Source organism: Pseudomonas sihuiensis, from assembly GCF_900106015.1.
GTDB classification, from domain to species: Bacteria; Pseudomonadota; Gammaproteobacteria; order Pseudomonadales; family Pseudomonadaceae; genus Aquipseudomonas; species Aquipseudomonas sihuiensis.
The window spans coordinates 2,688,032-2,712,275 of record NZ_LT629797.1 but is presented as its reverse complement, the minus strand read 5'-3'; the positions used below and the strand labels follow the sequence as shown (position 1 = coordinate 2,712,275).

The 24,244-nt window shown below is 58.2% G+C and carries 22 protein-coding genes; 9 read left to right on the top strand and 13 right to left on the bottom strand.

Annotated features, from left to right (window positions below; translation table 11 throughout):
- Window positions 1–53 precede the first annotated feature (53 nt).
- Window positions 54–1,424 (top strand): transposase, encoded by a 1,371-nt coding sequence (locus tag BLT86_RS12775; RefSeq protein ID WP_092374357.1) that lies wholly within the window; start codon window positions 54–56, stop codon window positions 1,422–1,424.
- Window positions 1,425–1,631: 207 nt separating this feature from the next.
- The gene (locus BLT86_RS12770; protein WP_017678244.1) at window positions 1,632–3,377 is read left to right on the top strand and encodes a methyl-accepting chemotaxis protein; all 1,746 of its coding nucleotides are present in this window, start codon (window positions 1,632–1,634) and stop codon (window positions 3,375–3,377) included.
- Window positions 3,378–3,421: 44 nt separating this feature from the next.
- Here the strand turns inward: BLT86_RS12770 and BLT86_RS12765 are convergent, their stop codons facing one another.
- Complete coding sequence (locus tag BLT86_RS12765) at window positions 3,422–4,084, bottom strand: GntR family transcriptional regulator (RefSeq protein WP_026088704.1); 663 nt, start codon at window positions 4,082–4,084, stop codon at window positions 3,422–3,424.
- Window positions 4,085–4,471: 387 nt separating this feature from the next.
- On the opposite strand from BLT86_RS12765, the gene BLT86_RS12760 reads away from it, so the two are divergent.
- A complete protein-coding gene (locus BLT86_RS12760) occupies window positions 4,472–5,818 on the top strand; it encodes a nucleobase:cation symporter-2 family protein (RefSeq protein WP_092377148.1) in 1,347 nt (448 codons plus the stop codon).
- 318 nt (window positions 5,819–6,136) lie between these two features.
- Window positions 6,137–6,934, top strand: coding sequence for an outer membrane protein OmpK (locus tag BLT86_RS12755; protein WP_048330399.1), 798 nt, complete (start codon window positions 6,137–6,139; stop codon window positions 6,932–6,934).
- 94 nt (window positions 6,935–7,028) lie between these two features.
- On the opposite strand, the gene BLT86_RS12750 is transcribed toward BLT86_RS12755, so the two are convergent.
- The 6 genes from BLT86_RS12750 to BLT86_RS12725 form a co-directional block, all read right to left on the bottom strand.
- On the bottom strand, window positions 7,029–8,018 hold the full coding sequence (locus BLT86_RS12750; protein WP_017678248.1) for an isopenicillin N synthase family dioxygenase: 990 nt from the start codon (window positions 8,016–8,018) through the stop codon (window positions 7,029–7,031).
- Between the two features lie 133 nt (window positions 8,019–8,151).
- Complete coding sequence (locus BLT86_RS12745; protein ID WP_017678249.1) at window positions 8,152–8,790, bottom strand: glutathione S-transferase family protein; 639 nt, start codon at window positions 8,788–8,790, stop codon at window positions 8,152–8,154.
- Window positions 8,791–8,800: 10 nt separating this feature from the next.
- Window positions 8,801–10,558: a Rieske 2Fe-2S domain-containing protein gene (locus BLT86_RS12740; protein WP_033377565.1), complete on the bottom strand. Its 1,758-nt coding sequence runs from the start codon at window positions 10,556–10,558 to the stop codon at window positions 8,801–8,803.
- Window positions 10,559–10,581: 23 nt separating this feature from the next.
- On the bottom strand, window positions 10,582–11,427 hold the full coding sequence (locus tag BLT86_RS12735) for an aromatic ring-hydroxylating oxygenase subunit alpha (protein WP_017678251.1): 846 nt from the start codon (window positions 11,425–11,427) through the stop codon (window positions 10,582–10,584).
- Between the two features lie 58 nt (window positions 11,428–11,485).
- Window positions 11,486–12,568: a TIM barrel protein gene (locus BLT86_RS12730; protein WP_017678252.1), complete on the bottom strand. Its 1,083-nt coding sequence runs from the start codon at window positions 12,566–12,568 to the stop codon at window positions 11,486–11,488.
- A gap of 57 nt (window positions 12,569–12,625) precedes the next feature.
- Complete coding sequence (locus BLT86_RS12725; protein WP_017678253.1) at window positions 12,626–13,693, bottom strand: aromatic ring-hydroxylating oxygenase subunit alpha; 1,068 nt, start codon at window positions 13,691–13,693, stop codon at window positions 12,626–12,628.
- 292 nt (window positions 13,694–13,985) lie between these two features.
- On the opposite strand from BLT86_RS12725, the gene BLT86_RS12720 reads away from it, so the two are divergent.
- The 3 genes from BLT86_RS12720 (at window position 13,986) to BLT86_RS12710 (ending at window position 17,201) form a co-directional block, all read left to right on the top strand.
- Window positions 13,986–14,933: a LysR family transcriptional regulator gene (locus tag BLT86_RS12720; RefSeq protein ID WP_026088706.1), complete on the top strand. Its 948-nt coding sequence runs from the start codon at window positions 13,986–13,988 to the stop codon at window positions 14,931–14,933.
- A 97-nt stretch (window positions 14,934–15,030) separates the two neighbouring features.
- Window positions 15,031–16,026, top strand: a complete 996-nt coding sequence (locus tag BLT86_RS12715; RefSeq protein ID WP_017678255.1) for an isopenicillin N synthase family dioxygenase — start codon at window positions 15,031–15,033, stop codon at window positions 16,024–16,026.
- Between the two features lie 89 nt (window positions 16,027–16,115).
- The gene (locus tag BLT86_RS12710) at window positions 16,116–17,201 is read left to right on the top strand and encodes a BMP family ABC transporter substrate-binding protein (RefSeq protein WP_079456520.1); all 1,086 of its coding nucleotides are present in this window, start codon (window positions 16,116–16,118) and stop codon (window positions 17,199–17,201) included.
- A gap of 109 nt (window positions 17,202–17,310) precedes the next feature.
- Here BLT86_RS12710 and BLT86_RS12705 read toward each other — a convergent pair whose 3' ends face one another.
- The 4 genes from BLT86_RS12705 to BLT86_RS12690 form a co-directional block, all read right to left on the bottom strand.
- The gene (locus tag BLT86_RS12705; RefSeq protein ID WP_017678257.1) at window positions 17,311–17,601 is read right to left on the bottom strand and encodes an AMP-binding enzyme; all 291 of its coding nucleotides are present in this window, start codon (window positions 17,599–17,601) and stop codon (window positions 17,311–17,313) included.
- A 74-nt stretch (window positions 17,602–17,675) separates the two neighbouring features.
- Window positions 17,676–17,933 (bottom strand): hypothetical protein, encoded by a 258-nt coding sequence (locus BLT86_RS12700; RefSeq protein WP_017678258.1) that lies wholly within the window; start codon window positions 17,931–17,933, stop codon window positions 17,676–17,678.
- A 517-nt stretch (window positions 17,934–18,450) separates the two neighbouring features.
- A complete protein-coding gene (locus BLT86_RS25940; protein ID WP_092377145.1) occupies window positions 18,451–18,711 on the bottom strand; it encodes a LasR-specific antiactivator QslA in 261 nt (86 codons plus the stop codon).
- Window positions 18,708–18,977, bottom strand: a complete 270-nt coding sequence (locus BLT86_RS12690) for a hypothetical protein (RefSeq protein WP_092377142.1) — start codon at window positions 18,975–18,977, stop codon at window positions 18,708–18,710. The genes BLT86_RS25940 and BLT86_RS12690 overlap by 4 nt, the downstream gene beginning before the upstream one ends.
- 784 nt (window positions 18,978–19,761) lie before the next feature.
- Here BLT86_RS12690 and BLT86_RS12685 point away from each other — a divergent pair.
- A complete protein-coding gene (locus tag BLT86_RS12685) occupies window positions 19,762–20,388 on the top strand; it encodes a hypothetical protein (protein WP_092377140.1) in 627 nt (208 codons plus the stop codon).
- 521 nt (window positions 20,389–20,909) lie between these two features.
- On the top strand, window positions 20,910–23,033 hold the full coding sequence (locus tag BLT86_RS12680; RefSeq protein WP_092377137.1) for a TonB-dependent siderophore receptor: 2,124 nt from the start codon (window positions 20,910–20,912) through the stop codon (window positions 23,031–23,033).
- 90 nt (window positions 23,034–23,123) lie between these two features.
- Here the strand turns inward: BLT86_RS12680 and BLT86_RS12675 are convergent, their stop codons facing one another.
- Window positions 23,124–23,633, bottom strand: a complete 510-nt coding sequence (locus BLT86_RS12675) for a hypothetical protein (RefSeq protein ID WP_092377134.1) — start codon at window positions 23,631–23,633, stop codon at window positions 23,124–23,126.
- A 2-nt stretch (window positions 23,634–23,635) separates the two neighbouring features.
- Window positions 23,636–24,100, bottom strand: coding sequence for a hypothetical protein (locus BLT86_RS12670; protein WP_157719679.1), 465 nt, complete (start codon window positions 24,098–24,100; stop codon window positions 23,636–23,638).
- Between the last annotated feature and the right edge of the window lie 144 nt (window positions 24,101–24,244).

The following is a 24,244-nucleotide window of genomic DNA, read 5'->3' as shown; positions in this document are numbered from 1 at the left end:
CACCCCATGCCGTTGGCAAAATTGCTCTGTCAGCGAGCGTGGGGGCAAACAGCATGATGGGACAGTTACCGGGAGGACAGCATCGCCTGTTCTACTCGTTCAACCTGGAAGATCACGTCCCAGCCCAGCATCTCCTGCGTAGCATCGATCAGTGCCTGGATCTCAGTGATCTGCGCGCCTACCTGGCGGATTTCTATAGCCCCATCGGGCGACCCTCGATTGACCCGGAATTAATGGTGCGCATGCTGGTCGTTGGCTACTGCTATGGCATCCGTTCCGAGCGGCGATTGTGCGAAGAGGTGCACCTGAACTTGGCCTATCGCTGGTTCTGCCGGTTGGGTCTGGAAGACGAAGTACCCAATCACTCCACCTTCTCAAAGAATCGCCATGGACGTTTCCGCGACAGCGATCTGTTCCGCTGGTTGTTCAATGAAGTGCTGCGCCGCTGCATGGCGACCGGACTGGTCAAAGGCGAAGGCTTCGCTGTGGACGCCAGCATCATCAAGGCCGACGCTAGCCGCCAACGTGGCGTGGCGGGTGATGAGGTCGATTGGAACGATCCAAAGCTCAGCAGCCGCGCAGTGCGCGAGTACCTCGAAGCCCTTGATGAAGAGGCGCTGGCAGAAACTCTTCCCAAGAAAATTTCGCTCACCGATCCTCTGTCCCGTTGGACAGCAGCGCCAGGTGGGCCGGCCTTTTTTGCCTACTCCACGAATTACCTGATCGACACTGAGCACGGTGTGATCATGGACGTGGAAGCTACCCCGGCGCACCGTACCGCCGAAGTCGATTCGACCAGGACGATGGTCGAACGTGTCGAAGCGCAGTTCGATCTCACACCGGAACGCCTTATCGGCGATACCGCTTATGGCACCGCCCCGATGCTGGCCTGGATGGTCGAAGAAAAGGACATCGAGCCGCATGTGCCGGTGTGGGACAAGACCGAGCGCAAGGACGACAGCCTCTCCAGTAACGACTTTCACTGGAATCAGGAAGCCAATGAATACCGCTGCCCAGCCGGTAAACCACTACGCAGTGAATGGCGCGCCTTCACCCATAAAAGATCGCGGGTGACCAAGGCCAACACCATCATTTATCGCTCCAGCCAAACCGACTGCGCCACCTGCCCGTTGAAAGCGAAATGCTGTCCCAACACGCCAAGTCGGAAGATCGTCCGCAGCATCCATGAGGCTGCCCGCGACGTGGCTCGACGCATCGCCAAGACACCGGAGTACCTCGTCTCTCGCTGCGAACGAAAGAAGGTGGAGATGCTTTTCGCCCACCTCAAACGGATCATGAAACTCGACCGTTTACGACTGCGTGGCCTGACAGGTGCCACTGACGAATTCACTTTGGCGGCGACGGTGCAGAACCTGCGACGCATGGCCAAGCTTTTGCCTCAAGGGCCACCATTAACGGGATAGGTACGCCTGCTGCAAGCAGAAACCCTCAAATTACCCCCCAAACCTGAGCAAGGACGCTCAGCGAAACGCCGGAAGACAACTTGAAGTGGCTTGCAGCCACTTCGACAGCAGGCACACGTGATCGGCAGGCTGCCGCTGAAGCTACTTTTTCAACAGAATCGGCCAGAAGCGGACGCTTGGAATTATCGAAAACCTGAGCGAATTCTGATGCAACCGCTGACGGCAGCGGACGATATTGCCAGCAACACAATGGTGCGCGACTGGTTGGCGGAGAGCGAAAATGGTGCCGATCTACCACGCTTTGTCAGCTACCTGAGTGGAGTGTTGGAGCAGCACAAGGCCGCCACGGCTTTCGTGATTTCTTCGGCAACCAGTCGCCATTACAGTGAAAAGGGGCTGGAGCGCACGCTGAGCCGCGCTAACGCCCAAGACGCCTGGTATTACCGTTTCCTCGACAGTGCGCAGCGCCGCGTCGTCGAAATTGGTACCGACGGCAATACCGGCGCCCTCACGCTGTTTATCGATCTGCGCGTGGAAAAAGCTGGTCAGTTGCTGGGCGTTGCCGGCCTCGGTTTGCGCATGGACGAGCTCTCAACTCTGATCAAAAACTTCAGTTTCGGCGAGCGCGGCAAGGTGTACCTGGTGCGCAACGACGGCCTGATTCAGATCCATCCGCAAACCGATTTGAACGGTGATCGCCAACTCGCCGAGCAGATTGGCGCACCGGCAGCACGGGCCGTACTGGGCAAGTCTGCGCTGTCATCGGCGGCTTTCGAGCGCGAGGGCGAGCCCTATCTGGCGATCAGCTTGCCATTGCGCGATTTGAATTGGACGTTAGTTGCTGAGGTGCCGGAAGCACAAATCTATGCGCAAGCGCACCAGGCGCTGTGGTTGACCAGCCTGATCGGTGCGGGTGTGGCGCTGGTGTGTCTGGCATTGGTGGTTTGGTTGGCGCAGAGCCTGGTCAAGCCTATCCAGCAGGTTACCCGTGCCTTGGTGGCAATTGGCAGCGGCGGCGGTGACCTTACCCATCGCCTGGATGACAGCCGTGCTGATGAGTTGGGGGATCTGGCCCGTGGCTTCAACCGCTTTTTGCTCAGCCAGCGCGAGATGATCGCGGACGTGCTGAATACCAGCGAGCGGCTGCGCTCCACGGTTGGCCAAGTGGCGAAGGTGGTGGACAACACCGCCACGCGTGCCGACCGCCAACAGGAAATGACTGAGATGGTGGCCACTGCAGTTCATGAAATGGGGCTGACGGTGCAGGAGATTGCGCGCAACGCCGGCAGTGCGGCTTCTGCGTCGCATGGCGCTCGGGAGGAGGCGTTGCAGGCCCGAGAGGTGGTGCGCGGCTCCATTTCCCATATTGAAAGCATGTCTGACGATATCGGCACGGCTTCGGGCGCGGTGGGCGAGCTGGCCCGGCAAGTGGCCTCCATCGACCAAGTGCTGGCAGTGATCCGTGGCGTCTCCGAACAGACTAATCTGCTCGCCCTGAACGCAGCGATTGAAGCGGCGCGGGCCGGCGAAATGGGCCGCGGCTTTGCAGTGGTGGCGGATGAAGTACGCACATTGGCGCGTCGTACGCAGCTGTCCACCGACGAGATTCAGAGCATGATCGCCGGCCTTAAGCAGGGCGCGGAAAACGCTGTGGCTTCGATGCACAAGGGGCAGGCGGCTACCGGGACAGGGGTTGCCTCCAGCCAGCGCACGGGACGTTCACTTGAGGCGATCACCGAGCAGGTGAACCGCATCAGCGACATGAACCATCAGGTGGCGGCCGCTACCGAGGAACAGTCGGCGGTGACCGAGGAGATCAACCGCAACGTACAAGGCATTTCCGATCTGGCGCGTGCTACCGCGGGGGAGGTGAATGATTGTCGTCAGGAGTGCCGCACCTTGAGCGGCCTGGCCGACGACCTGGCGCGGCAGATGGGCGGGTTCAAGCTGTAGGCAGCGCGGGCGGGAGAGGCAGTTAAGGCTTCTCCCGCGTCGGGTTACAGACCCAGCACCGCTTTAAGGTCGATATCCGGCGGCACCGCCGTGTTGAACTTGTAACCCTTGATCACCAGGTTGTAGTGCGAGGCCAGCAGGTTCTTGGCAGACGCCGCGTCGCGGCGCTCGAAGCAATCCACCAGGCGGGTGTGCTCGTCACGCAGCTGGCAGTAATCGAAGCCCGAGCGGTATAGCGCGTTGATCAGCGCTTCCTGCCGGCGCAGCTGGTTGTGGATGTTGTTGAGAATGTCGTTCTTCAGGAACGAGATCAGCAGCGAGTGAAACTCACGGCCCAGTTTGTCGCCCAGATCATGGTCGTGGGCTTGGTGCGCGGCCTGCTCCTTGAGGGTGTGGGCACGCAATATCTCCAGCTCGTTCTGGGTGATCGACTTGGTCAATTGGTCAATCACACCGCTCTCCAGTACCAGGAGCATCTGGTAGAGCTGGTACGCATCGTCGAAGGTCGGGCAGGCCACGGATGACGAGCGTTTGGGTGACACCTCCACCAGGCGATCCTGCGAAAGCCGGATCAGCGCCTGCCGGACCACCGTCCGGCTTACATCGAACAACTCCGCAATATCCCGCTCATTTAGCTTTGTGCCTGGCGGCAAGCGCCGGTGGTAGATCGCATCCGATATGGCAGAGACAATTTTCTGGGTGAGCATGGCACCAGCTATCAATAGACGTTCGCAGCCGCGAAGCCTACCACAGGCCTTTATCCGCCTTCACTGAGCACCATCTTGGGGATGGGTAGCGGTCTGGCGATCGTATGTGGGGCATATTCCCCGTGGTGGGTCACGCCTTTTCAGAAAATTCACCGCGAGTAACCTGACCAATAAGACAAATTGTCGATCTGGCATGGAGAATGCTTTTTGTCATCGCTCTGGTATACCAGTTGCTCAATATTGGTACTCCAGTAATGAAAACTGGTCATATTTCAGGATTCGACCAACGACCTTTGTGATGACGGATCAGGCCGCGAGGCGGGGGCACCCCGCCGACGTTCGCAGGAAGCGCGGACTGCTCCGTCCCAGCCACCAGTGCAGGGTTTTATGAAGACAATCTCGGCTCCAAACAAGGCGCAATACCTGCGCATGCTTCTGCTGGCGTGCCAGCATGTGATGGTGATGTATGCCGGGGCAGTGGCCATTCCCCTGGTGCTTGGCGCGGCGCTGGGTCTGTCCAAGACCGACATCGCCTTTCTGATCAATGCCGACCTTTTCGCCTGCGGGATCGTGACCATCATCCAGGCCATCGGTATCGGGCCGGTCGGTATCCGCATGCCGGTGATGATGGGCGTGACCTTCACGGCCATCGGCCCAATGATCGCCATCGGCTCCGATCCCAGCGCTGGTTTGTCGGCTATTTTTGGGGCCACCATCGCTGCCGGCTTGTTCGGCCTGGCCATGGCACCTCTAGTGGGCAAGCTGCTGCGATTCTTTCCGCCGGTGGTCACAGGTACCGAGATTGTCGCGGTGGGGCTGTCGCTGATGTCAGTTGCCGCGGCATGGTCCGCCGGTGGTTTTGGCAACGCCGAATTCGGCCGCCCGCTGTACCTGGCAATCGCCTGTGCGGTACTGCTGTGCATCTTGCTGATCGTTCGTTTCACCAAGGGTTTCCTCAACAACATCTCGGTGTTGCTGGGCCTGATATTCGGTTTTGCCCTGTCGGCTGGCGCAGGTTTGGTCAGCCTGGACGGCATCGAGGACGCCCCGGTGTTCGGTGTGATCCTGCCGTTCCATTTCGGTATGCCGACGTTCCATTTGTGGCCCATGGCGGCCATGTGCATCGTGATGCTGGTGACCTTTATCGAGTCGACAGGCATGTTCATGGCCTTGGGCGAGATCGTCGACAAGCCCATGGATGAACGCACCCTGGTTCGTGGCTTTCGTGCCGATGCCCTCGGCACGGCGGTGGGTGGCATCTTCAATACCTTCCCGTACACCTCGTATGCGCAAAATATCGGTCTGGTCAGCATCACGGGCGTGCGCAGCCCCTGGGTGTGCGCGTTGGCCGGGGCGATTCTGATTGTGCTGGGTCTGTTTCCCAAGGTGGCCTACTTCGTGGCGTCGATTCCGCCCTATGTGCTGGGCGGTGCCGGCATCGTAATGTTCGGCATGGTTACGGCCAGTGGCATGAAGGTGCTCGGCCGGGTGGATTTCAAGAATGTCGGCAATCTTTATATCGTCGCCATAAGCCTGGCGGTGGGCATGTTGCCCGTGGTCTCGCCGCACTTTTTCAGCAAGTTGCCTTCCTCGTTGGGGCCGATCCTGGAAAGCCCGATTCTGCTCACGGCAATTGTCGCGATCACCTTGAATATCTTTTTCAACGGTATCGGTTTGAGAAAACCGCAGAACGACGCCGCGACTGGCGAGGGTATTGGTCAACACTCCAACTGATATCTCTGATTGTTTGGTGATAATTAAGTGAAACGCTACCTGTCTTGATAGCTACCAGGGGGCAGGTAATACACTAGAGCGACCTTATAGGTCGCTTTTTTTTGCGCTGATAGTTACCTTGGTAAGTGCATTTAATAATACAAAAAAACACGCACTAAATTACTTGACCACACCAAAAACCGCCCCCAATAGCAGCAAAAATGCATTTCAAGAGCTTGTAAACTCCTGCAAAGTCTGCGCAATTCGTGCATTTATTGGCCCATTACTTGCTATATGTAAATGCTGACTATTCGATCAGCTTTATATATGGGGGATAAGATGAAAGTTAACAATAAGTCCACTGTTTTTGCAGCAAGCTTTTTGGGGTTTTCGTGTTTGCCATCGGTATCGCATGCCGATATGAATTGGCACAGCGAAAGTCTCACTTATCAATACGGCAAAGAGTTCAAGGTGGATGCACGCACCGTACAAACCATTACCTTCGAACATGCCAGCGACTGGTCGTGGGGCGATGTGTATTTATTTATGGACAACAATTGGTACCCAGGCGGTGGTACTTACAATGATGGACACCATTCCATTTACAGTGAATTGGCGCCGCGACTTTCGTTGGGCAAAGTGTTTGATAGCAAACTGTCGTTCGGTCCCGTCAAGGACGTATTGATTGCGTCGAGTTTTGAATGGGATAAAAACGAAAAGCATGGAACGCACGATCAGGTTAACTATTTGCTCGGCCCGGGCTTTGATCTCGATCTACCGGGTTTCGATTATTTCCAGCTTAACTTCTACTACCGCAAACCAGACGGCGGTGTAGCACCTAGTGGGCAATGGCAAATCACGCCGGTCTGGTCGTATACCATTCCGATCGGCCGCTCCGACGTGGTGATCGATGGTTATATGGACTGGGTGGTCAATAATAAAGGCACGTATCACAGTAATCTGCTGTTCAACCCGCAGATCAAATATGACCTGGGCAAGCACTTTGGTTATGAGCCCAAGCGCTTCTACGCCGGGGTCGAGTACAACAACTGGACAAACAAATACGCGATCAAAGACACCCGCGCATTCGACACCGATCAGAATGTGACCAGTCTGATTGTGAAGGTGTACTTCTAAAACAACACCGGGCGGTTATCCGCCCGGTTCAGCCTTGCCAAAAGCGAGGCATGAAAAAGGCCACTCGCTAGTGGCCTTTTCCGCTGTCGGCGCGTTATGCCGTGGCTTTCTTGACCCCGAAGGTCTTGTCGAACATAGCCGCGATATGACCGCCGACAGTGATGGGCGCCGGATAGACCTCATCGGCCTTGCGCAGCGTGGGCACCACCGAGGCTTCGTAGTAGTAATCCAGGTCGAAAAAAGTTGGCACCGAGTAGCGCGGGGTGTCTTTTTTGGAGTTGAACACGCGGTGCATGGTCGAGTGATAGAGGCCATTGGTGAGCACCGGCACCATATCGCCGAGGTTCACCACAAAGGTGTTCTCGATAAACGGCGCTTTCAGCCACTCACCGTCGGCATTGCGCACCTCGAGACCGCCGACTTCATCCTGCAGCAGCAAGGTAATCAGGCCCCAGTCGGTATGGGCACCGGCGCCAATCTGGTTTTCACGGGCATCGGCCGGCTGGCTGGGGTAGTGCAGCATGCGGGTAATGATCATCGGCTCTTTGAGGCCCTGGTCGAAAAAGTCTTCGGGCAACTGCAGCGACAGGGCAAGCAAGCGGACGATCTTGCGACCGAGCAGATCCATGTAGCGCATATAGTCTTCGGTCTGCTGGCGGAAACGGGGGTTGCCCGCTGGCCATTGGTTCGGGCCGTGATAGGGTGTTTTGCGAATAACGTGCGGATGTGCGTCGTCCAACTCGCGACCCAGCAGAAACCCTTCTTTCAGATCGGGCGGCGAACCTTCATCGAGAATTTGCGCCGCAATCGGTTCATACCCTCGCAGGCAACTGGAGTTTTTCGAGTTGACCAACATTTTTTCGTGCAGCGGCGTTTTGAAATATTCCTTGGCTACATCAAACTGCGCTTTCTGCAGTTCTACCGGTACGCCATGGTTTTTAATATAAAAGAAACCGGTCTGCCGTGCCGCCTTATGAATTTCCCAGGCTACTGCCTTGCGCTTCTCGATATCGTGGGAAAAGCTGTCCGCCAGATCGATAACCGGAATGTTTTTGGCCACTGAAGGCGGGGTATATATGACCATCTGCAAAACTCCTGTTGATTACTAAGTGGTGTAACAAGGCAGAGTGGTAGGGCAACGTGCTGTCAGAACCGCTGTTATGGTTATAGTGCGGGGCAAGTAGCCACGTCTTTTGATGTTCTGACGATAAGAGTAATCAGGGTTTGCCGGCCGGGAATATGCCGGCCATTACGGTAAAGCCTGGAATACGTCTGACTTCATCCAGCCAGAGACGCACCGAGGGATAATCCTGCAACGAAAGCCCGGCTTCATCGGCCATGGCCACATAGGGAAAGCAGGCAATATCGGCAATAGTCGCGTGCGCCAGTGGACAGAGAAACTTGAAATCCTGTTGGCGATTGATCCACAGATGTTTATCCATCACCTCCAATAATGTTTGAGCACGCGCGCGACAGGCGTCGGCGTCGAAGTCATACATGAACAACTCATGTAAACGTGCGGCAGAAAGTGATCCGGTCAGACTATCGGCAAATGCCAGCCACACCTGGATATCACCCAACACCTCCGGTTGATCCAGCGGATACCATTTGCGACTCGGATCAAATATTGATGCCAGATAAACCAGAATGGCCTGGGAGTCGCGAATGATCTTTTCGCCATTCTGCAAAACTGGTAATTGACCCATAGGATTGATGCGCAGAAATGCAGGGCGCTTATGTTCACGCCCCGGGTGGAACTCGACCACTTCGGTTTCGTATTGCACGCCCAGAATCGATAGCAGCAAACGCACCTTGAAGCAGTTTCCGGATAACTCGTAATCGTAAAGTTTCAACATCAGACACCCATTAGATATCCAGAATCAGCGTTTCAGAGCGGCAACCCGATACACACGGCATGATCAACGTGCCGCTGTCTTTTTCTTTGGCCGAAAGATAAACATCGCCGTGCTGCAGTTCGCCGCTGACCACCTTGGTCATGCAGGCGCCGCATACCCCTTGCTCGCAGGAGTAATCGATGGCTACCCCGTGATCGAGGCAGGCTTGCAGCAGGGTCTGCCCGGGGCTGACGGTGAAGGCTTTGCCGCTGGACTTGATGGTCACTTGGTAACTGCCCGACTCGGCAGCCGGCGGCTTGCTGCTGGGGGCCAGCGCAAAGTACTCGAAGTGAATCTGCTCGCTGGCAAAGCCAGCTTCGCGTGCCAGCTCGACGACCAGATCAATCATCGGCTGCGGCCCGCAGACATAGACGTCATGCCGTGCCGGTTCCCGGTCCTGGAGCAATTCACGCAATGTCTGCTGCGTGCCTTCGATATCGAGGCCCAGGTAGGTCGCCGCTTGTTTACCGAGCGCGGCAAGCCGCTGGGTAAAGGCCACATGTTCCTCACTGCGCGCCAGGTAATGAAAACTGTACGGGCGCTTGGCGCGTTGCAGATGCAGGCCCATGGCCAGAATCGGGGTGACCCCGATGCCACCGGCGATCAGCAGGGCGTGACGGCCCGGCGGCTGCAGCTGGAACTGATTGCGTGGCAGCGTCAGCTGCACCTGGGTGCCTACCTGAACATCCACGTGCATGCTGCGCGAGCCGCCGCGTGATTGCGGCTCGTGTTTGACGCCGATCACCAGTACATCCTGCTCGTCAGGCGTGTTGACGATCGAGTACTGGCGTAGGTGGCCAGAGGGCGTGGTCAGGCTCACGTGCATACCCGGTTCCAGCGCCAACAGCCGCCCGTCATCCGGTTTCAGCCAGAACGAAGCGATGTCCGGGGTTTCGTTTTGGCGCGCGATGACGGTGCACGAGAACGGCTCGCCCGGCTTATCGGCGGCGGGTGGGTTGGGAGTCTTCAGAGGCACCGCGTCCGAGGCGATAAGCCGCGCGGTCGGCGCTGGCGTGGGGCTTTGCAGTACGCGGGCAAACAGCTCGTCGAGCAGTTGGGTAAAGACGATTTTGCGTTGCAGGGGCAGGGCAGCAGCGGCGTAAAGGCGGGCATGCACCACGGCCTTGGAGTCCGATTCCGGCTGGACAAAAATCCGCACGCTGTCGAGCAGCCCGGCGCAGCTCAGGTCAATGCTCAGGCCGCTTACCAGCGTTTGCACGCGGTCGGCCTGATCTCCCAGCAGCGGCGCGAACGAGGGGGCGGCCTGCTGGATGGCCTCGACGACGGCCTTGGCGTTCATTGCCACTGGATGGCTGCGCAAATTGGTGGACAGCGCGGCACCGAGCGGACGCTGTCTCCCGGGTTTGGCGTTGCCAACCGGGGCTTCGAGCTGGGCGAACACCAGGCCGTCCACCTCGGCGCAGGGGAAGGTGCGCACACAGGCGGCGCTGGGTTTTGCCGTGCGGTGAGCGGGCACAAAGGCACAATGGCCCGAGCCGCTTTCATATTTCCAGCCATGGTATTGGCACTTCAGCTGGTTGCCGATGTTCACCCCAAGGCTCAGGCGTACACCGCGGTGCGGGCAGCGGTTTTCCCACACATTTACAACACCGTTGTCGTCACGCCAGACCGCCAGCTCCTGACCGAGCAAGCGCGTTTGGTACACGTGGCGAAACGGAAGGTCTTCGGAGCTGGCGATCACATGCCATTCCTGATGTAACGAACCCATATCTGATTACCTGCTAATACGGCTCAGCGAGCGGTGCCGAACGTGACGTTGCGTGCTTTGATCCAGCGGCGGTAGGCACTGGACAGTGCATCCGCGCGCACGGGCGTTTCGTGCCGGGGATCCAGCGGCAGGCCCTTGGGCACCTGATTGAGCAAAATCATGATGTCCTGGCCAAAGATGCGTTGCTGGAAGTCGCGCAGCTGCTTGTCGGTGTTGATGTCGTCGAGGTAGCACATGATCGCGTGGGCGATGCAGCTCTCCTCATCCACGGGCTGCACGTACAGGCCGAGCACATCCAGGCGATTGGCGTCGATGACGCAAGTCTTGTAGAGGATGGCGATAAAGGGGCGGGCGATGCGGTACACGTACTGCATCTCCACCGGTTCGCTGGCCGCCGCCGAACCCTTGGGCTGCGGAAAGCGGCAATTGACTGCCAGCACCTCATCAGCCTGTTCGTCGATCTCGACGTCATAGGCGGCCACTTCGGTGAGCGGTTCGGCGCCGAGAATATCGGTGTGCACGAACGGGAAGTGAGCCATGTCGAGGAAGTTTTCCACCACCCGCAGCCCAGAGGTGGCAACGCGGATCGAGCCGGCGCTGACGACGCGGCGGTCCGTTTCTTCGAACTCGGGAATGGCCAGAATTCGGCGTGGTTGCGCGGACAACGACACCCAGAGCAAGCCGTAGACGATCAAGGTTTTCAGCGGCTGAGAACTGTCGGCAAGGTGCGCGATCAGCCCGTCGGGGGTGCGGGTGTAGCAGATGGCCTGACCCAGAATCCGGGTATGGCATGGCTTGCCAACGACGGCCTCGGCCAGCGCACCAACCGGATGCCAGTCGTCGTAGACAAAGCTGTTTTCTTTTAACATAACGGTGGCCCGTACAAGGCTTGGCGGCGCCGTGACGACGCCAAGCGCAGAGGAGGTATTACGCCCGGTACTGAGCAACGAATTCAGCCGCCGACTTGGCGCTGCGCGCCTCGTGCACAGCCGCGCGCTCGGCGTACAACTCGCGGACGAACTGCGCGTAGGCACAGCTGTCGGCAAACATGTTGTACATCCAGCCCAGGCCGTAGGCGTTTAGGTTGATGTTGTCGATGGTCATCAGCGACAGGTTGGTAGCGGGGTTTTGCAGGTAGGCATCGATGACTTTGCGGGTGACTTCCTTGGTGCACGCCAGCTTGTGCGCATGCCACATGTCGGTATGCCATTCGCCTTCGGCAGGACGCCGGAACGGGTACTGAATGGAGCGCCCTGGACGGTCGATACCTTTGGCATCCCAAGGGCCGGTTTCAAAGCCCCACCAGTTCAGCGGGCCGTTAGGCGCGGCCGGGCGCATCTGGGCCCAGTGCACCAGGTTGCGGTTCAGCCATTCGTCCGCGTAACTGTCGTCGTTGAACGGGTCAAGTTTGGCGATGGCATCGTTGTCGCCACGCATCTGCGAGACGGCGTGCTCCACTTCGTTTTCAATCTTGAAAATGCAGTGGCTGTAGTCAATGGCCACGTTGAACTTCGCGCCGCGGGCTTCCACCAGATCGGCTACTTGCGAGACCCGGCGATAGTCTTCGGACCACATGTCCACATGGTTTTCGAAGGTGATGATCACCCCGGCTTTTTCCGCGTACTCGTACGACTCCAGGTAACACTCGGCGACCTCTTCGTTGGTCACGTAGTGGCGGTCCTTGTGCTTAGCCCAGATCATGAAATTGTGGTACTTGCCGCCGACCTCGACGGTCAGGTCGATGTTCTCTTTGATCAGGTGATCATCCAGGCCCAGGGTGTACAGGCCGCTCCCCGACAGCACCGGCAGGTCGTAAAGTTGGCTGCCCTTGATGTACTCGTCCAGCTCCTGGCGGTTGTTGGGAATGCGATCGATGAAGTCCCAGACCTCGGCTTCCTTGACCAGTTTGAATTGCTCGAGAATCGGCAACTCGGTCAGTGACACCGGGTTCTCACGCGACGACGCCTGGATACCCAACCCGGCACAGCCCAACTTGAACATCTTTTTCATGTACTGCTCCTGCAAAAACGTAGCTTCGAAAGGGCGCTTGGCCCATGGGTGTAGGCCTTAACGCTCCTCGAGCACTTCGCTGAGGAGGGCCGCTTTGAATTCGTCCTTGCCGCCCAGCGCCGCTTGCGACAGTTCGCGGTGCCATTTGCGGTACTGGATGGAGATCTTGTCGGTGCCTACCGACAGTTCGGCGCTATCGAGCTCGATAGGCCATTGGGACTGGATCACCGGGCGGTCTTCTTCCAGCACGCGTTTCTGGAAAGCCAGGTGCACGTGGTCGGGCTGCTGGTCTTCGGTACGCACGATGACCATGAAGTTGCGGCAAGTTCTGTCGTCCACCGGGCTGGCGGTGGTCCAGAGGATGAATTTGGAATCGTCCTTCCACAGTTTGATTTCCAGGTTCACCGAGTACGGCATCGAGCAGCGGTAGGTGAAGTCGCCCATGGGCGCTTCTTCCGGCAGCGTTTCGTACATCTCTTTGGGCGGCGCCAGCTGAAAGCGCAGTTCACCGTGGCTGCGATCGACGTTTACCGTGGGGTGACTGGCGAAGAAGGGGTCGTACAGAGTGCCGGGGTGAACGAAGGCGAAATGGGAGAAGTCGGTGAAGTTTTCCCAGCGGCGCTCGGCCGAGGTTTCCCACACATACGACTCCGCCACCACGACTTTCATGCCTTCGCTGTCCCAATCGCCCAGGTAAGGGATTTCGGTGCAGTCGAACGAATTGTCCAGGCGCACCCAGACGATGCCGTAGCGAATGGCGCAGTCGTATTTGGCGATTTTTGCGCGCGGCGGAATAGGGCGGTCGGGGCAGGCCGGCACCAGCGTGCATTCGCCGGCGTCGTTATAGCGCCAGCCGTGGTAGGGGCACTGCAGGGTGTCTTTGCCCTGGTGCTTGCACACGCTCCCCAGCGACAGGCGCGCCGAGCGGTGCACGCAGCGGTCATCGGCGGCCATCATCTGCCCGTCCAGACGGGCCAACACCAGGTTCTCTCCCAGCAGCTTCACCGACATCGGGCCATGCCCGGATGCGTTGGCTTTCTCGAACTCGCTCAAGGTACACACCGGGTGCCAGAAATGGCGGAGGTAACCTTTGTGTTCTATCAGGGGCTTCCATTGAGCGGACATCGCCGATCCTCATTACGGTTGATCACATTGCTGGCTTTTCAGAAATACAATCTGGTATACCAGTCTCGGCATCGCTAAAGCACGTCTTGTGCCAACGCGAAGAGGCGATCAGAAAAATGCTCGCAATGCCTCGTAGTTGACTGCCTGGACAGTTTTTAGACGAATTTTTTCAGCAGTTGGCGGGCGTGTTTTTCGCTCTGGCATGGTGCGCAGCGGCAGCTCGATGCACTTTCCTGGCGCGAAAAGAATCCGCGTTGGGCAACATTTCGAAGTGAGGAAGTCAGGTAAAACCATGGTTCGGCGGTTACGGTTTCATTCGGTGTCGGTCAGCTACTTCGACATGGTTCAGCACTGCGGCTCGATCCGCGAAGCGGCCCGGCGCCTGAACGTGGCTTCGTCGGCGGTCAATCGGCAGATCCTCAAACTGGAGGACGACATCGGTGCGCCGCTATTCGACCGGCTGAGCTCCGGACTGAAACTCACCCCCGCCGGCGAGTTGTTCGCACGCCATATCGGTGTGGTGCTCCACGACGTAGAACGGCTGCGCTCGGAACTCGAAGCCATGGAAGGAATCCGGGCAGGGCATGTCGAATTGATCGTTGCCGAGACCCTGGCTGTGGACCTGTTACCCACCGTGCTCGAACACATGCACGCGCGTTATCCACGGGTGTCTGTCGGTGTCACCGTTTCCGGCTCGCAAGGCATTCCGCAGGCGATCATCTCCGGGGCGGCGGACCTGGGTCTGGCTTTCGCGTTGCCTAAACACGAGCAGCTCCAGCAATTGGCCCTGGGGCATTTCCGGCTGGCGGCGATCGTGCCGCCCAATCACCCGTTGGCCGATAAAAGCCAGGTCAGTTTTGGCGCCTGCGCCGACTACGACCTGATCCTCAGCAAGCCGGAAATCTCGACGCGGCAACGACTCGCGCCACTGCTCAAATCCGCCCATTTTTCCGGCAGGACCCGCCTGGAAACCGCATCGCTTGAACTGGCCAAGCAGATGGTAGTGCGCGGCAGGGGCGTGGCGTTTCAAACCGCGTTCGGCATCGAGGCGCAGGTGGCCGCCGGTGAACTGAAGATGCTTCCGCTCACCGACAGCGGCGGTATTTTCTGCGACCTGGGCTTGTACATGAGCAGCGGCCGCTACATTCCGGCTGCCGTGGATGCCTTCGCCAGAATTCTCACCGACGAGATTTTGCGTCGCGAGCGGCACGAGGCCAGTCAGTTCGGGGCTCTTGGCTAGCGCTGCCAAAAAGGCATCAGGCCTGGCGATATTCGATGCTTTCCGCGCTCTGCCTGAGCAGATAACACTCCGGCCCATTCAAGTAGGAGTCGCTCACATGGCACACGCCCAACTCGCACCGTCACCTCTGGAGGCCTCGCAGGCCACCACGCTTCCAGTTATCGACATCTCGGGCCTGCGCTCGGCATCACTGATCGAACGCACCCGGGTCAGTCAGCAAATCGGCCAGGCCTGTCGTGACAAAGGTTTTTTCTACGTCATCGGTCATGGTGTACCGGCAGCTTTGCAGCAGCAGGTGATCGACCAGGCGGCCACGCTGTTTGCTCTGCCGCCCGAAGAAAAGCGCAAGGTCGACAAGTCACTCTCCATGGCCAATCGGGGCTACGAACCGTTGCGTAATCAGGTGCTCGAAGCCGGCGCGCCACCGGACGTCAAAGAAGGCTTTTACATCGGCCAGGACAAGCCGCTGGATCATCCCGATGTGCTGGCTGGCAAATTCAATCAGGGGCCGAACCTGTGGCCGGCAGACCTCCCCGAGTTTCGCCAAACCATGGAGGCCTACCAGCGGGAACTGGAGTCAGTGGCTCGCCTGCTGATGCAGGGCGTGGCTCTGTCGCTGGGCCTGCCGGAGCAGCACTTTGCCGCGTTCTGCGAGGACGCCATGACCACGCTGCGCCTGCTGCATTACCCACCGCAGCCGACCACTGCGGCACCGGGCGAGAAGGGCTGTGGTGCGCATACCGACTGGGGTGGCCTGACTCTGCTGTTGCAGGATGAAAACGCCGGGTTGCAGGTGTGGGATCAGGAGCGCAATGGCTGGATCTGGGCCACACCGGTTCCCGAGGCCTACGTGGTCAACCTCGGCGATCTGATCGCGCGCTGGACCAACGATTTGTACAAATCGACCCTGCACCGCGTGGTCAATGTCTCGGGTAACGAGCGCTATTCGGTGCCTTATTTCTACTCCGGCAACATCGCCCACGAAATCGCCTGCATCCAGGCCTGCCTGGCACCCGGCGAGTCACCCAAGTACCCGGTCATCAGCGTCGAAGACCACTACAAAAACATGTTCCGCAAAACCTATTCGATGTGATCACAGCCGCGCAGACGGAGCCTGTTTCAATGCCTGCCTTTATCCCGGGCTAACCGCCTAACCAATAACGTATGGGGAGCAATACGCGCATGAACATGCCTGGATTCAGGAAAGTACTGGCAGGGTTATTGAGTGGTATCGGTCTGGCAGCAGCCATCACCGCATACGCCGACGAGCCGCTCAAGGTCGGCTTCGTCTACACCGGTCCGATTGGCGACCACGGTTGGACATATCAACACGAGCAGGGCCGTAAGGCGTTGGAGCAGGCGCTGGGCGAGAAAGTCCAGACCACCTACGTCGAAAACGTTGCCGATGGCGCGGACTCCGAACGGGTGATCCGCAACATGGCAAAAAGCGGCTACGACCTGATCTTCGGCACCTCGTTTGGCTACATGAACCCGATGGCCAACGTGGCCAAGCAATTCCCCAAGACCGCGTTCGAACACGCCACTGGCTACAAGCGCAGCACGAACCTCGGCACCTACCTGTCGACCTCGTACGAAGGGCGCTACGTGGCCGGCTACCTGGCCGCGAAAATGACCAAGAGCAAGACCGTCGGTTATGTCGCGTCCTTTCCGATTCCTGAGGTTATCCGCGACATCAATGCTATTCAGGTCGCGTTGAACAAGTACAACCCAGGGGCGGTGGTTAAAGTGGTGTGGCTGAACACCTGGTTCGATCCCGGCAAGGAATCCGACGCCACCAACACGCTTATCGACCAGGGCGCCGATGTGATCTTCCAGCACACCGCCAGCCCAGCACCGATTCAGGCAGCCGAGCGCCGCGGGGTGTACTCGGTGGGCTATGCCTCCAACATGGCCAGCTTCGGCCCCAAGTCGGTAATTACCTCCATCGAATACAACTGGGCGCCGTTCTACATCCGCACTACTGAGTCTGTACTGAACGGCACTTGGAAATCGGCTGACTACTGGGGTGGGCTGGCCGATGACGCCCTGACCATGCCGATCAGCGATATCGTTCCCGCTGAATTTAAGGCCGAGGCGCAGCAGATCATTGCCTCGATCAAGAGCGGCACGTTCCACCCCTTCGATGGCCCGGTTGCCGACCAATCCGGCAAGGTCAGAATTGCGCCAGGAGCCACGGCCAGCAATGCGGATCTGGCAGGTATGGACTACTACGTCCAGGGCATCGCTGCGGAGTTTCCGAAGCAGTAACGTTGCGGGTCCCGCTCGCTAACCGGGCGAGCGGGGTGGCTGAATACCTGAAACGGATCGACATCCTCGATCCGCCTGTGCCGCTCCTGTGCAACAACACCTAAGAAGCTCAGGCAAGCAACTGTCTTTTCAACACCTTGCCCACAGAGCTGCGGGGCAGGGCCTCAAGCATGTGCACAGACTTCACGCATTTGAAGCCCGCCAATCGCTGGCGGCATGCCTCGACAATCGAGGCCTCGTCGGTAGCGCCTGGTTGGGTCGCGACCACAAATGCGATCGGCACCTCGCCCCAGCGCTCGTCGGCCTTGCCCACCACGGCAACCTCGGCCACGCCGGGCAGCGACGCGATCACCGCCTCCAGTTCTGCGGGATAGATGTTTTCGCCACCGCTGATGATCATGTCCTTTAAGCGATCCACCACGTAGAGGAAGCCCTGTTCGTCCAGACGGCCAATGTCGCCGGTTCTGTACCACGTCAGTGTTTTCCACCGGTGTGCTCGTCATCCTCTTCGCCATCTGCACGAGTCTTCGTTTTCAGCTGCGAGAGCGCCTGCTCATTGATGATGGGTAGAACGCCTTGCTCGGTGTCGACTACCCACATCTGCTGCTGCTCGCAGTAATACCCAGGTAGTTGGTCTTCGCCTGTACGAAGTGTGCTGGCACTTGCCAGGAAGGGCGAAATGTTCGCATGACGATGGCGGGCGCGCGCGTCCCTATCGGTGGTGTTTTCCATGCATCAAGTCCATTTAGATCGGTTTGGTGTGCAGATTGATACTACTTTGCCATCAATGACCGAACAACATAGTTTCCGCATGCTGGTGGGCGGTCGTAGCATGCTTACATCAAAGATTCGCTACTAAAAAATAAGGTTCCGCTCGCGACGACGGCAAGCAGTCAGGTTGCTTGATCTGGTAGTCGCCTGATCCACTTGCGATTTGCGTTTGCGACCTTCCTGGTAAGGCTGACAGAGCCGGTATGAGCGCCGACGCAGAGAACATCGAATCGGTGCGTTGGCGAGGCAGTAACAAAGCCCTCATAGAGCCAGCCGAGCAGGTCATCAAATAGGCCGTCATTCACTAGGACTGAATCGGCCCTAACAGTCCGCTATTGGCCGCTTTCGGCCTGTTCTAGGGTGCCCGCGTTATGGAGGAGTCCCCAAAATTTGCCGGAATGTTACGGTTAGCGAGAGCCGGCGGGGCCGGCTCACGAACATCCGCTTACAGCTGGAAGGAAAGGGGGGCTGGCTCGCCTCAGCACCTGGGTGAACATATGCGCTGGTGGACGCGGCTGAGGAAGCCCACTTCAAAGGCTCTCCGCTCTATTGCACATGGTAGTAAGTCGCGCTCGGCGATCATGACTGCCCAGAGCCAGCCGCTGCGGGCGTTGTCGAGCCAGGTCTGGGCTAGCTTCACGCCTTGGTTGAACGCTTCCCTGCAGTCGGCAGCCCAGATGATTTCGACACCTGGGTGGCCATCGTGAGGTGGCAGGCACGTCATAACGCCCTTGCTCATCTGGCACCTCCTCGTACTTCGGAGAGAGCGCGGCGATAGAGCACCACCATCTCGTCCAGCAGATCCAAGGCTGAATAGGCGGCGATCCGTACGCGTAGATCTGCCGGCTGCAGCCCATCAGGTTCAGCCAGTTGATCCAGCAGATTGCTGAGCATTACGCCGCGTAGTTCAGCCGCAGCTTCAGAGGGGTGGGGAGAGCGTTCGGATTCATGCAGCGGGCTTCGCTGCAGCGGAAAAGGTACAACGCAGGATTCGAACTCAGCCATGGCGCACCTCCAGATCAGAGGTGGACAGCAAGACCAGCAGCCCAAGGCGGAGCTCTCGGGTAAAAAGGGGGTAGCGCATTTTCCTTATGCTCCTTCGTGAGATTAAGGAGCCGCAGCCATTCGCTACCACACGAATGGAGGCGGACCGTGCAAGGGTGGTAGACCGACCCACGAAGGAAGGCCGGCCAGGCCGAAGCCTGCCTCACACGGCCCGCCATAAATGCACGAGAAAACAGCAGATCCTGAGAAGGGCCTGCTCTCGTTTATGACGCAACCGCGCCTTCGTGTGAATCGGGCTACCACACCCGGCCGTGGGATTGACCACGACGGGCGCACTCTAGCCCGAGGGTTTCACGATGGCAACCTACTGTGGCGTAGGTGAGATTGAAGACGGGTAACGCCTCGGCCTCTGATTCGGCGGCGGCATGTTCGGGCTCGTCTCGAGGGCAGGGTACGGATAATATGAGAGCTGATTGATGGTGCCGCCAGAGCCGTCGCCCCGCAAATCGATCTATCTCCCGCGTCAGCAAAAGCTCTGCGCGATTGACGGTAAAAGTGACGGTAGGGCTCCATTGCAAATACAACGAATCCCTTTAGCCAAGCGGGCTCGGGCGGCTTGTTGATGATCGAGTGGGAATGATGTCCATCCTGGCGTCGCCCGTCTGACGAAACCCCGGCCCTGGTGCCGGGGTTTTGTTTTTAGGCCTTATGTGGCGTGTTTTCTGTCGCCCGCAGAAAGCTTTGGCTAGGGTTAGGTTTTCATTTCGTTAAAAAGGAAGCCTCCATGCCCGGTAACTCGCTACCTGTCTCGTGTTCACGCACTTTGCTGACAGCGCTGCTGTTGTTCCTTGCGCCCTGCGGATTCGCTCAGGACATGATCGAGCGCTTCGGTGAGCGCCCTTACACAGGTCGAGTCGACTTCAAGGTGGCGCCTCCCTCCGGCAAACCGGTCACGCACTACGGAGGGGGAAGTGTGTTGCTGGAGCGCAGCGCACCGGGCAAGGCGGTCCTGCAGTTACGCGGCAAGGTTCCGGACAGCACCACGCAGACCGAGCTGACGATTCCCGGCATTTATGACGACGCAGGCTGGCGCAGCGAGCCGGATGACGTGCAGATGAGCATCGCAGCCGACGGGCGTGTCAGCGGTGGCGGTATCAGCGACGGGCGTACCTTTCTCTTTTCGGGCACTTTCAGCCCGGCTGAGGTGCGCCTGGAGGTGCGTGTCACGATGGCTCGTGAAGAAGGTGGTGCGCCTGCCGGAACCACCCTGACGTTTGATTACCGGGTCAAACGCGAATCGTTCGAGGCACAGGCCGGCCAGGATGTAGAGGACGGCTGCCGTCTGGTCATGCGACCCATTGCCAATTTCGGTGGGGACATGACCATGGCTCAGGTACCTGAATGCGACTGAGCAGGGAAATTTTTCCGGCGTAGATGGGTGATCCGCCCGTAAACGCCTGAGCGCTTCAGCCCTGAAGCAAAGACAGAGTCGCCAGAAGCACGAACAGGCTCGGGCTCAGACAACGCAGCAATTGGGAGTAGCCGTCGTCGCTCAATCGGCAGGTGACAGGGGGCGCAGGCAGATCGTGCGTGGGAAACGGCTCAGTTCTTCGTACCTCGATGCTTCTAGAGATATCCCGTAACCCTGCCCATGACGCTCGCCATCCAGATCAAGGTGCACTTACGAATGCTCTGTGTAGCTGCACGCTCTATCTAGCAGGTGGTCCGAGACCGCTCTGTGCTCCGAACAAGTAATTGAGATGGATTGCGCCTGGTGCATAACGGGCTCGGTATCACAAGAGATCAGTAAATCTATATGTAAGTCATTATCGTTTTGATGTGTGTTTTCTGCTATGTTGCCGCCGCCAACCAGGCGGTACCGCCACATAGAAAGGCCGCTGACACGCCTCTTAACCGATAAGGACCATGAGCATGACCGATAGTAAGAACGGGGTTCTCAATGCACGAGCGCCCTGGCGGCGCGTTACCAGCGCTGCTCTGTTTTGCACGCCGCTGGTTGCCGCGCCTCTATACGTTCACGCGCAAGAGGCAAGCTCTGCCAAAGAGGATGAACCCTTCCGCCTGGCGCCAATTATTGTCAACGCCAAGGCCTCGGCAGGTGATGACGCCAGTTCGGTGGTTGCCCAGGAGCTCTGGGTCGGCGGCAAGGTCGCCACCAGCATCCTCAATACCCCGGCCTCTGTTTCCGTGGTGACCCAGAAGGAAATCGAGCAGCGCAGCGTCAACACCACAGAAGAACTCCTGCAATACACGCCAGGCGTGATCACCGACTTCTACGGCAGCGATGACCGCAACGACTACTTCAAGATTCGTGGTTTCCAGGCCACCACCTATCGCGATGGTTTGACACTGAGTTCCATGCGTGGTGTTCGCGAAGATCCGTTCGCCTTCGAGCGCGTTGAAATTCTGCGGGGCGCCAACTCAACGCTGTTTGGCGCAGCTGACCCGGGTGGTTCGGTGAACTTTGTGACCAAGAAGCCGCGCTTCGAGAAATTCGGTCAGATCTACGGCACTTACGGTTCCTTCAACCACAAGGAAACCGGCATCGACGTTGGTGATGTACTGAATGCGGATAAGACCTTGGCTTATCGTTTCACCGGCAAGTTCCAGGACAGTGATCGTGAGTACGATCACTCTCAGGACGACAATCAGCTCCTCATGGGCGGCCTGACGTGGGCACCGACGGCCTATACCTCAGCAACGCTCGTCGTGGATCACCTCAAGACCAAGAGTACCCCCAACAGTGGCGGCTACCCGACAGACAGGGAATATGACCGCGATGAATTCTTCGGTGAACCTGGCTACAACTTCCACGATGTGGAACGCACCAATATCAGTGGTAGTTTCAGTCACGATTTCGACAACGGTTTCATCCTGCGCAGCAACCTGCGGTACAGCGAGCTGACGGATGACTTTGCATACCTGTATCTGAGTGGCACAGGAACGGGAACGCTTCGCGACCGTGATGCTTTTGGTACCGATACTGACGCCGAGCAGGTCAACGGTAATCTGATGCTGCAATACGATGCTCGTTTCGGAAATATCGATAGCAGCACCATGATGGGAGTCGAGTACGGCGATTCCACGACCGACGCCAGTTCTATCTACGCCCGAGTGACGCCCATCGATATTGCCAATCCGGTCTACAGTGGTGCTCCAGGCGGACTGTCGCCCTATCGTCACGTCAAACAGGAGTACACGACCAAGGCTGTATTCCTGCAACAGAACCTGTCCTTCTACGACCGCGTTATCGTCACTGCAGGCGTGCGTAACGATTCGATGGACCTGGCTGAAACCAACAAGCTCAACACCGTCAAAACCTCCGATAGTTTTTCTGAGACGTCTTACCGTGGCGCATTGACCTTCATCGTCACTGACGAGGTTTCGACCTACGTAAGCATGGTGGAATCCGTTTCTCCGCCCGAGATTGGCGTCACTCCGAAGCGCGGCAAGCAGTATGAAGTAGGCGCGAAATATTCACCTGCTGGTATGAACGCGCTCTTTTCCGCAGCTATCTATGACTTGACTCAGGAAAATGTCTCCATTGCCGTTGTTGTACCTGGCGGAGGTATTCAGCAGCAGACGGTTGGTGAGACAAGGGTGCGAGGCCTGGATCTGGAAGCCAAGGCTGAGTTGACCGAGAACCTGAGCTTGGTGGGTGGTTACTCCTACATGAAGTCAGATGTGCTTCGCGGCTCGCTGTGGGATGGTACGTCTCTCAAAGGTAATGAATTTGAAGTCACTCCACGGCATAGCGCTTCACTCTGGAGCTACTACAGTGTGCCGGGCACGAAGGTGAGCGTAGGCCTGGGTGCCCGTTACATTGGTGAATACTATTTTGGCGCCGCCAACACCGATAAAAGTGATGCCGCTACAGTGTTCGACGCCGCCTTCACCTACAACATCGTCAAGGGCACTGATCTGGCTCTGAACGTCAGCAATCTGCTGGATGAGCAGCATGTGGTCGGCTCCGGTACGGCTGATTACTACAACCCGGGCCGTGAGGTTACCGCCAAGCTGAGCTACAGCTGGTAAGTCGGCCCAAGTGCCCTGGGGGGCGGTCAGGTTCCATTGGTTGGCATTGGCTCCAGGGCTCAATGAAAAAACCGGCTTCGGCCGGTTTTTTCATGTCTGCAGCAGTGCCAGTAAAACGATTGTGCCAAGCGCGAGCAGTGCCGCAACCAGCATCTCGCGCTTGGCACGTACCTGGCTGGTCAGGATCGCCTCGGTTCGCCCGGGGTCGCAGGCGACTGTAATCCAGCGTCCCTGCAGCAACTGTTGCCAGTCTTCGCTGGTCATCCAGCAGGCAGCGCGATGCACCGGTTGATCGAGTGCTGCAAAAAGCTCCTGGCATGTCAGCGGGCCCAGGTTGAGCCTGAAATGCTGGCCGTGTCGTTCGCAGTCCAGTTCCAGGCGGATCAACGGTCGGGCATCTTCCGCGTCGTCTTCCTTCAGGTCCGGGGTCCAGATTTCATAGGCGGTAATCTGGGCGGTGCCAGGTCGGAGAAATGCCTGCCTCATGCTTTTCAGTATGAGGCGCCCGAGCAGGTAGTAGGCTCCCAGCGCAATGGCGATCAAGCCGAGCCATAACAGCCCTCCGACCACCAGCAGGAGCGTGAAGAAAATGATTTCCATGACTATTGCCAGAACACAAGAAAGGGCGCTGTCAGCCAGCTGCCGTAGGCCATCGCACCAACCAGTATGAGCCCGTAAATGAGTTGGCTTGGGTGGTGTTCCGCTTGCGCATGAGCAGGCCGGTCGTGGGGGACGTAAAGGTTGAAGGTACCCGCATCCTTGTCGAGCATGACCTGCGCTTCGTCTCGGACCAGGTACTCGATTTCATACGTCTGGCCAGCGTACTCATAGCGCAGCCTGTAGATGGTTCGTATGCCGATCCAGCTGATGCGGTTGCCGCGAATGCGTGTATCGATCTGACGTTGATCGATGATCCGGGCCTCGACCAGGCTATGAGGACGGCCTAGGTTGCGTGCGCCCTCGTATAGCCATTGGCCGATGCCTGCCATCAGTACCACCCAGAAGAGCAGAAGCAATGGGGTAAGCAGTGTAATTGCGAGGCTCATTGCCAATTCGAACCAATCCATGTCGTACCGATATCCCCCTTAGTGGGCGCCCATTCTACCGAGGCGTTGGCAGGAGGTGAGGGTGGTCGCGGTCGCCTGTGACATTCTGCGCATTCACCTGCGGCAATAAGCCCCTTGGCCAGGCTCGTCTCCCTCTGCATGAAA

Bases quoted from the DNA above. Each gene is read 5' to 3' on its own strand.
- BLT86_RS12720 (WP_026088706.1), top strand. From the start codon at position 13,986: ATGGTTCGGCGGTTACGGTTTCATTCGGTGTCGGTCAGCTACTTCGAC.
- BLT86_RS12770 (WP_017678244.1), top strand. From the start codon at position 1,632: ATGCAACCGCTGACGGCAGCGGACGATATTGCCAGCAACACAATGGTG.
- BLT86_RS12775 (WP_092374357.1), top strand. From the start codon at position 54: ATGATGGGACAGTTACCGGGAGGACAGCATCGCCTGTTCTACTCGTTC.
- BLT86_RS12725 (WP_017678253.1), bottom strand. From the start codon at position 13,693: ATGTCCGCTCAATGGAAGCCCCTGATAGAACACAAAGGTTACCTCCGC.
- BLT86_RS25940 (WP_092377145.1), bottom strand. From the start codon at position 18,711: ATGAGCAAGGGCGTTATGACGTGCCTGCCACCTCACGATGGCCACCCA.
- BLT86_RS12685 (WP_092377140.1), top strand. From the start codon at position 19,762: ATGCCCGGTAACTCGCTACCTGTCTCGTGTTCACGCACTTTGCTGACA.
- BLT86_RS12675 (WP_092377134.1), bottom strand. From the start codon at position 23,633: ATGGAAATCATTTTCTTCACGCTCCTGCTGGTGGTCGGAGGGCTGTTA.
- BLT86_RS12690 (WP_092377142.1), bottom strand. From the start codon at position 18,977: ATGGCTGAGTTCGAATCCTGCGTTGTACCTTTTCCGCTGCAGCGAAGC.
- BLT86_RS12700 (WP_017678258.1), bottom strand. From the start codon at position 17,933: ATGGAAAACACCACCGATAGGGACGCGCGCGCCCGCCATCGTCATGCG.
- BLT86_RS12705 (WP_017678257.1), bottom strand. From the start codon at position 17,601: ATGATCATCAGCGGTGGCGAAAACATCTATCCCGCAGAACTGGAGGCG.
- BLT86_RS12680 (WP_092377137.1), top strand. From the start codon at position 20,910: ATGACCGATAGTAAGAACGGGGTTCTCAATGCACGAGCGCCCTGGCGG.
- BLT86_RS12710 (WP_079456520.1), top strand. From the start codon at position 16,116: ATGAACATGCCTGGATTCAGGAAAGTACTGGCAGGGTTATTGAGTGGT.
- BLT86_RS12715 (WP_017678255.1), top strand. From the start codon at position 15,031: ATGGCACACGCCCAACTCGCACCGTCACCTCTGGAGGCCTCGCAGGCC.
- BLT86_RS12765 (WP_026088704.1), bottom strand. From the start codon at position 4,084: ATGCTCACCCAGAAAATTGTCTCTGCCATATCGGATGCGATCTACCAC.
- BLT86_RS12750 (WP_017678248.1), bottom strand. From the start codon at position 8,018: ATGGTCATATATACCCCGCCTTCAGTGGCCAAAAACATTCCGGTTATC.
- BLT86_RS12735 (WP_017678251.1), bottom strand. From the start codon at position 11,427: ATGTTAAAAGAAAACAGCTTTGTCTACGACGACTGGCATCCGGTTGGT.
- BLT86_RS12730 (WP_017678252.1), bottom strand. From the start codon at position 12,568: ATGAAAAAGATGTTCAAGTTGGGCTGTGCCGGGTTGGGTATCCAGGCG.
- BLT86_RS12755 (WP_048330399.1), top strand. From the start codon at position 6,137: ATGAAAGTTAACAATAAGTCCACTGTTTTTGCAGCAAGCTTTTTGGGG.
- BLT86_RS12760 (WP_092377148.1), top strand. From the start codon at position 4,472: ATGAAGACAATCTCGGCTCCAAACAAGGCGCAATACCTGCGCATGCTT.
- BLT86_RS12740 (WP_033377565.1), bottom strand. From the start codon at position 10,558: ATGGGTTCGTTACATCAGGAATGGCATGTGATCGCCAGCTCCGAAGAC.
- BLT86_RS12670 (WP_157719679.1), bottom strand. From the start codon at position 24,100: ATGGATTGGTTCGAATTGGCAATGAGCCTCGCAATTACACTGCTTACC.
- BLT86_RS12745 (WP_017678249.1), bottom strand. From the start codon at position 8,790: ATGTTGAAACTTTACGATTACGAGTTATCCGGAAACTGCTTCAAGGTG.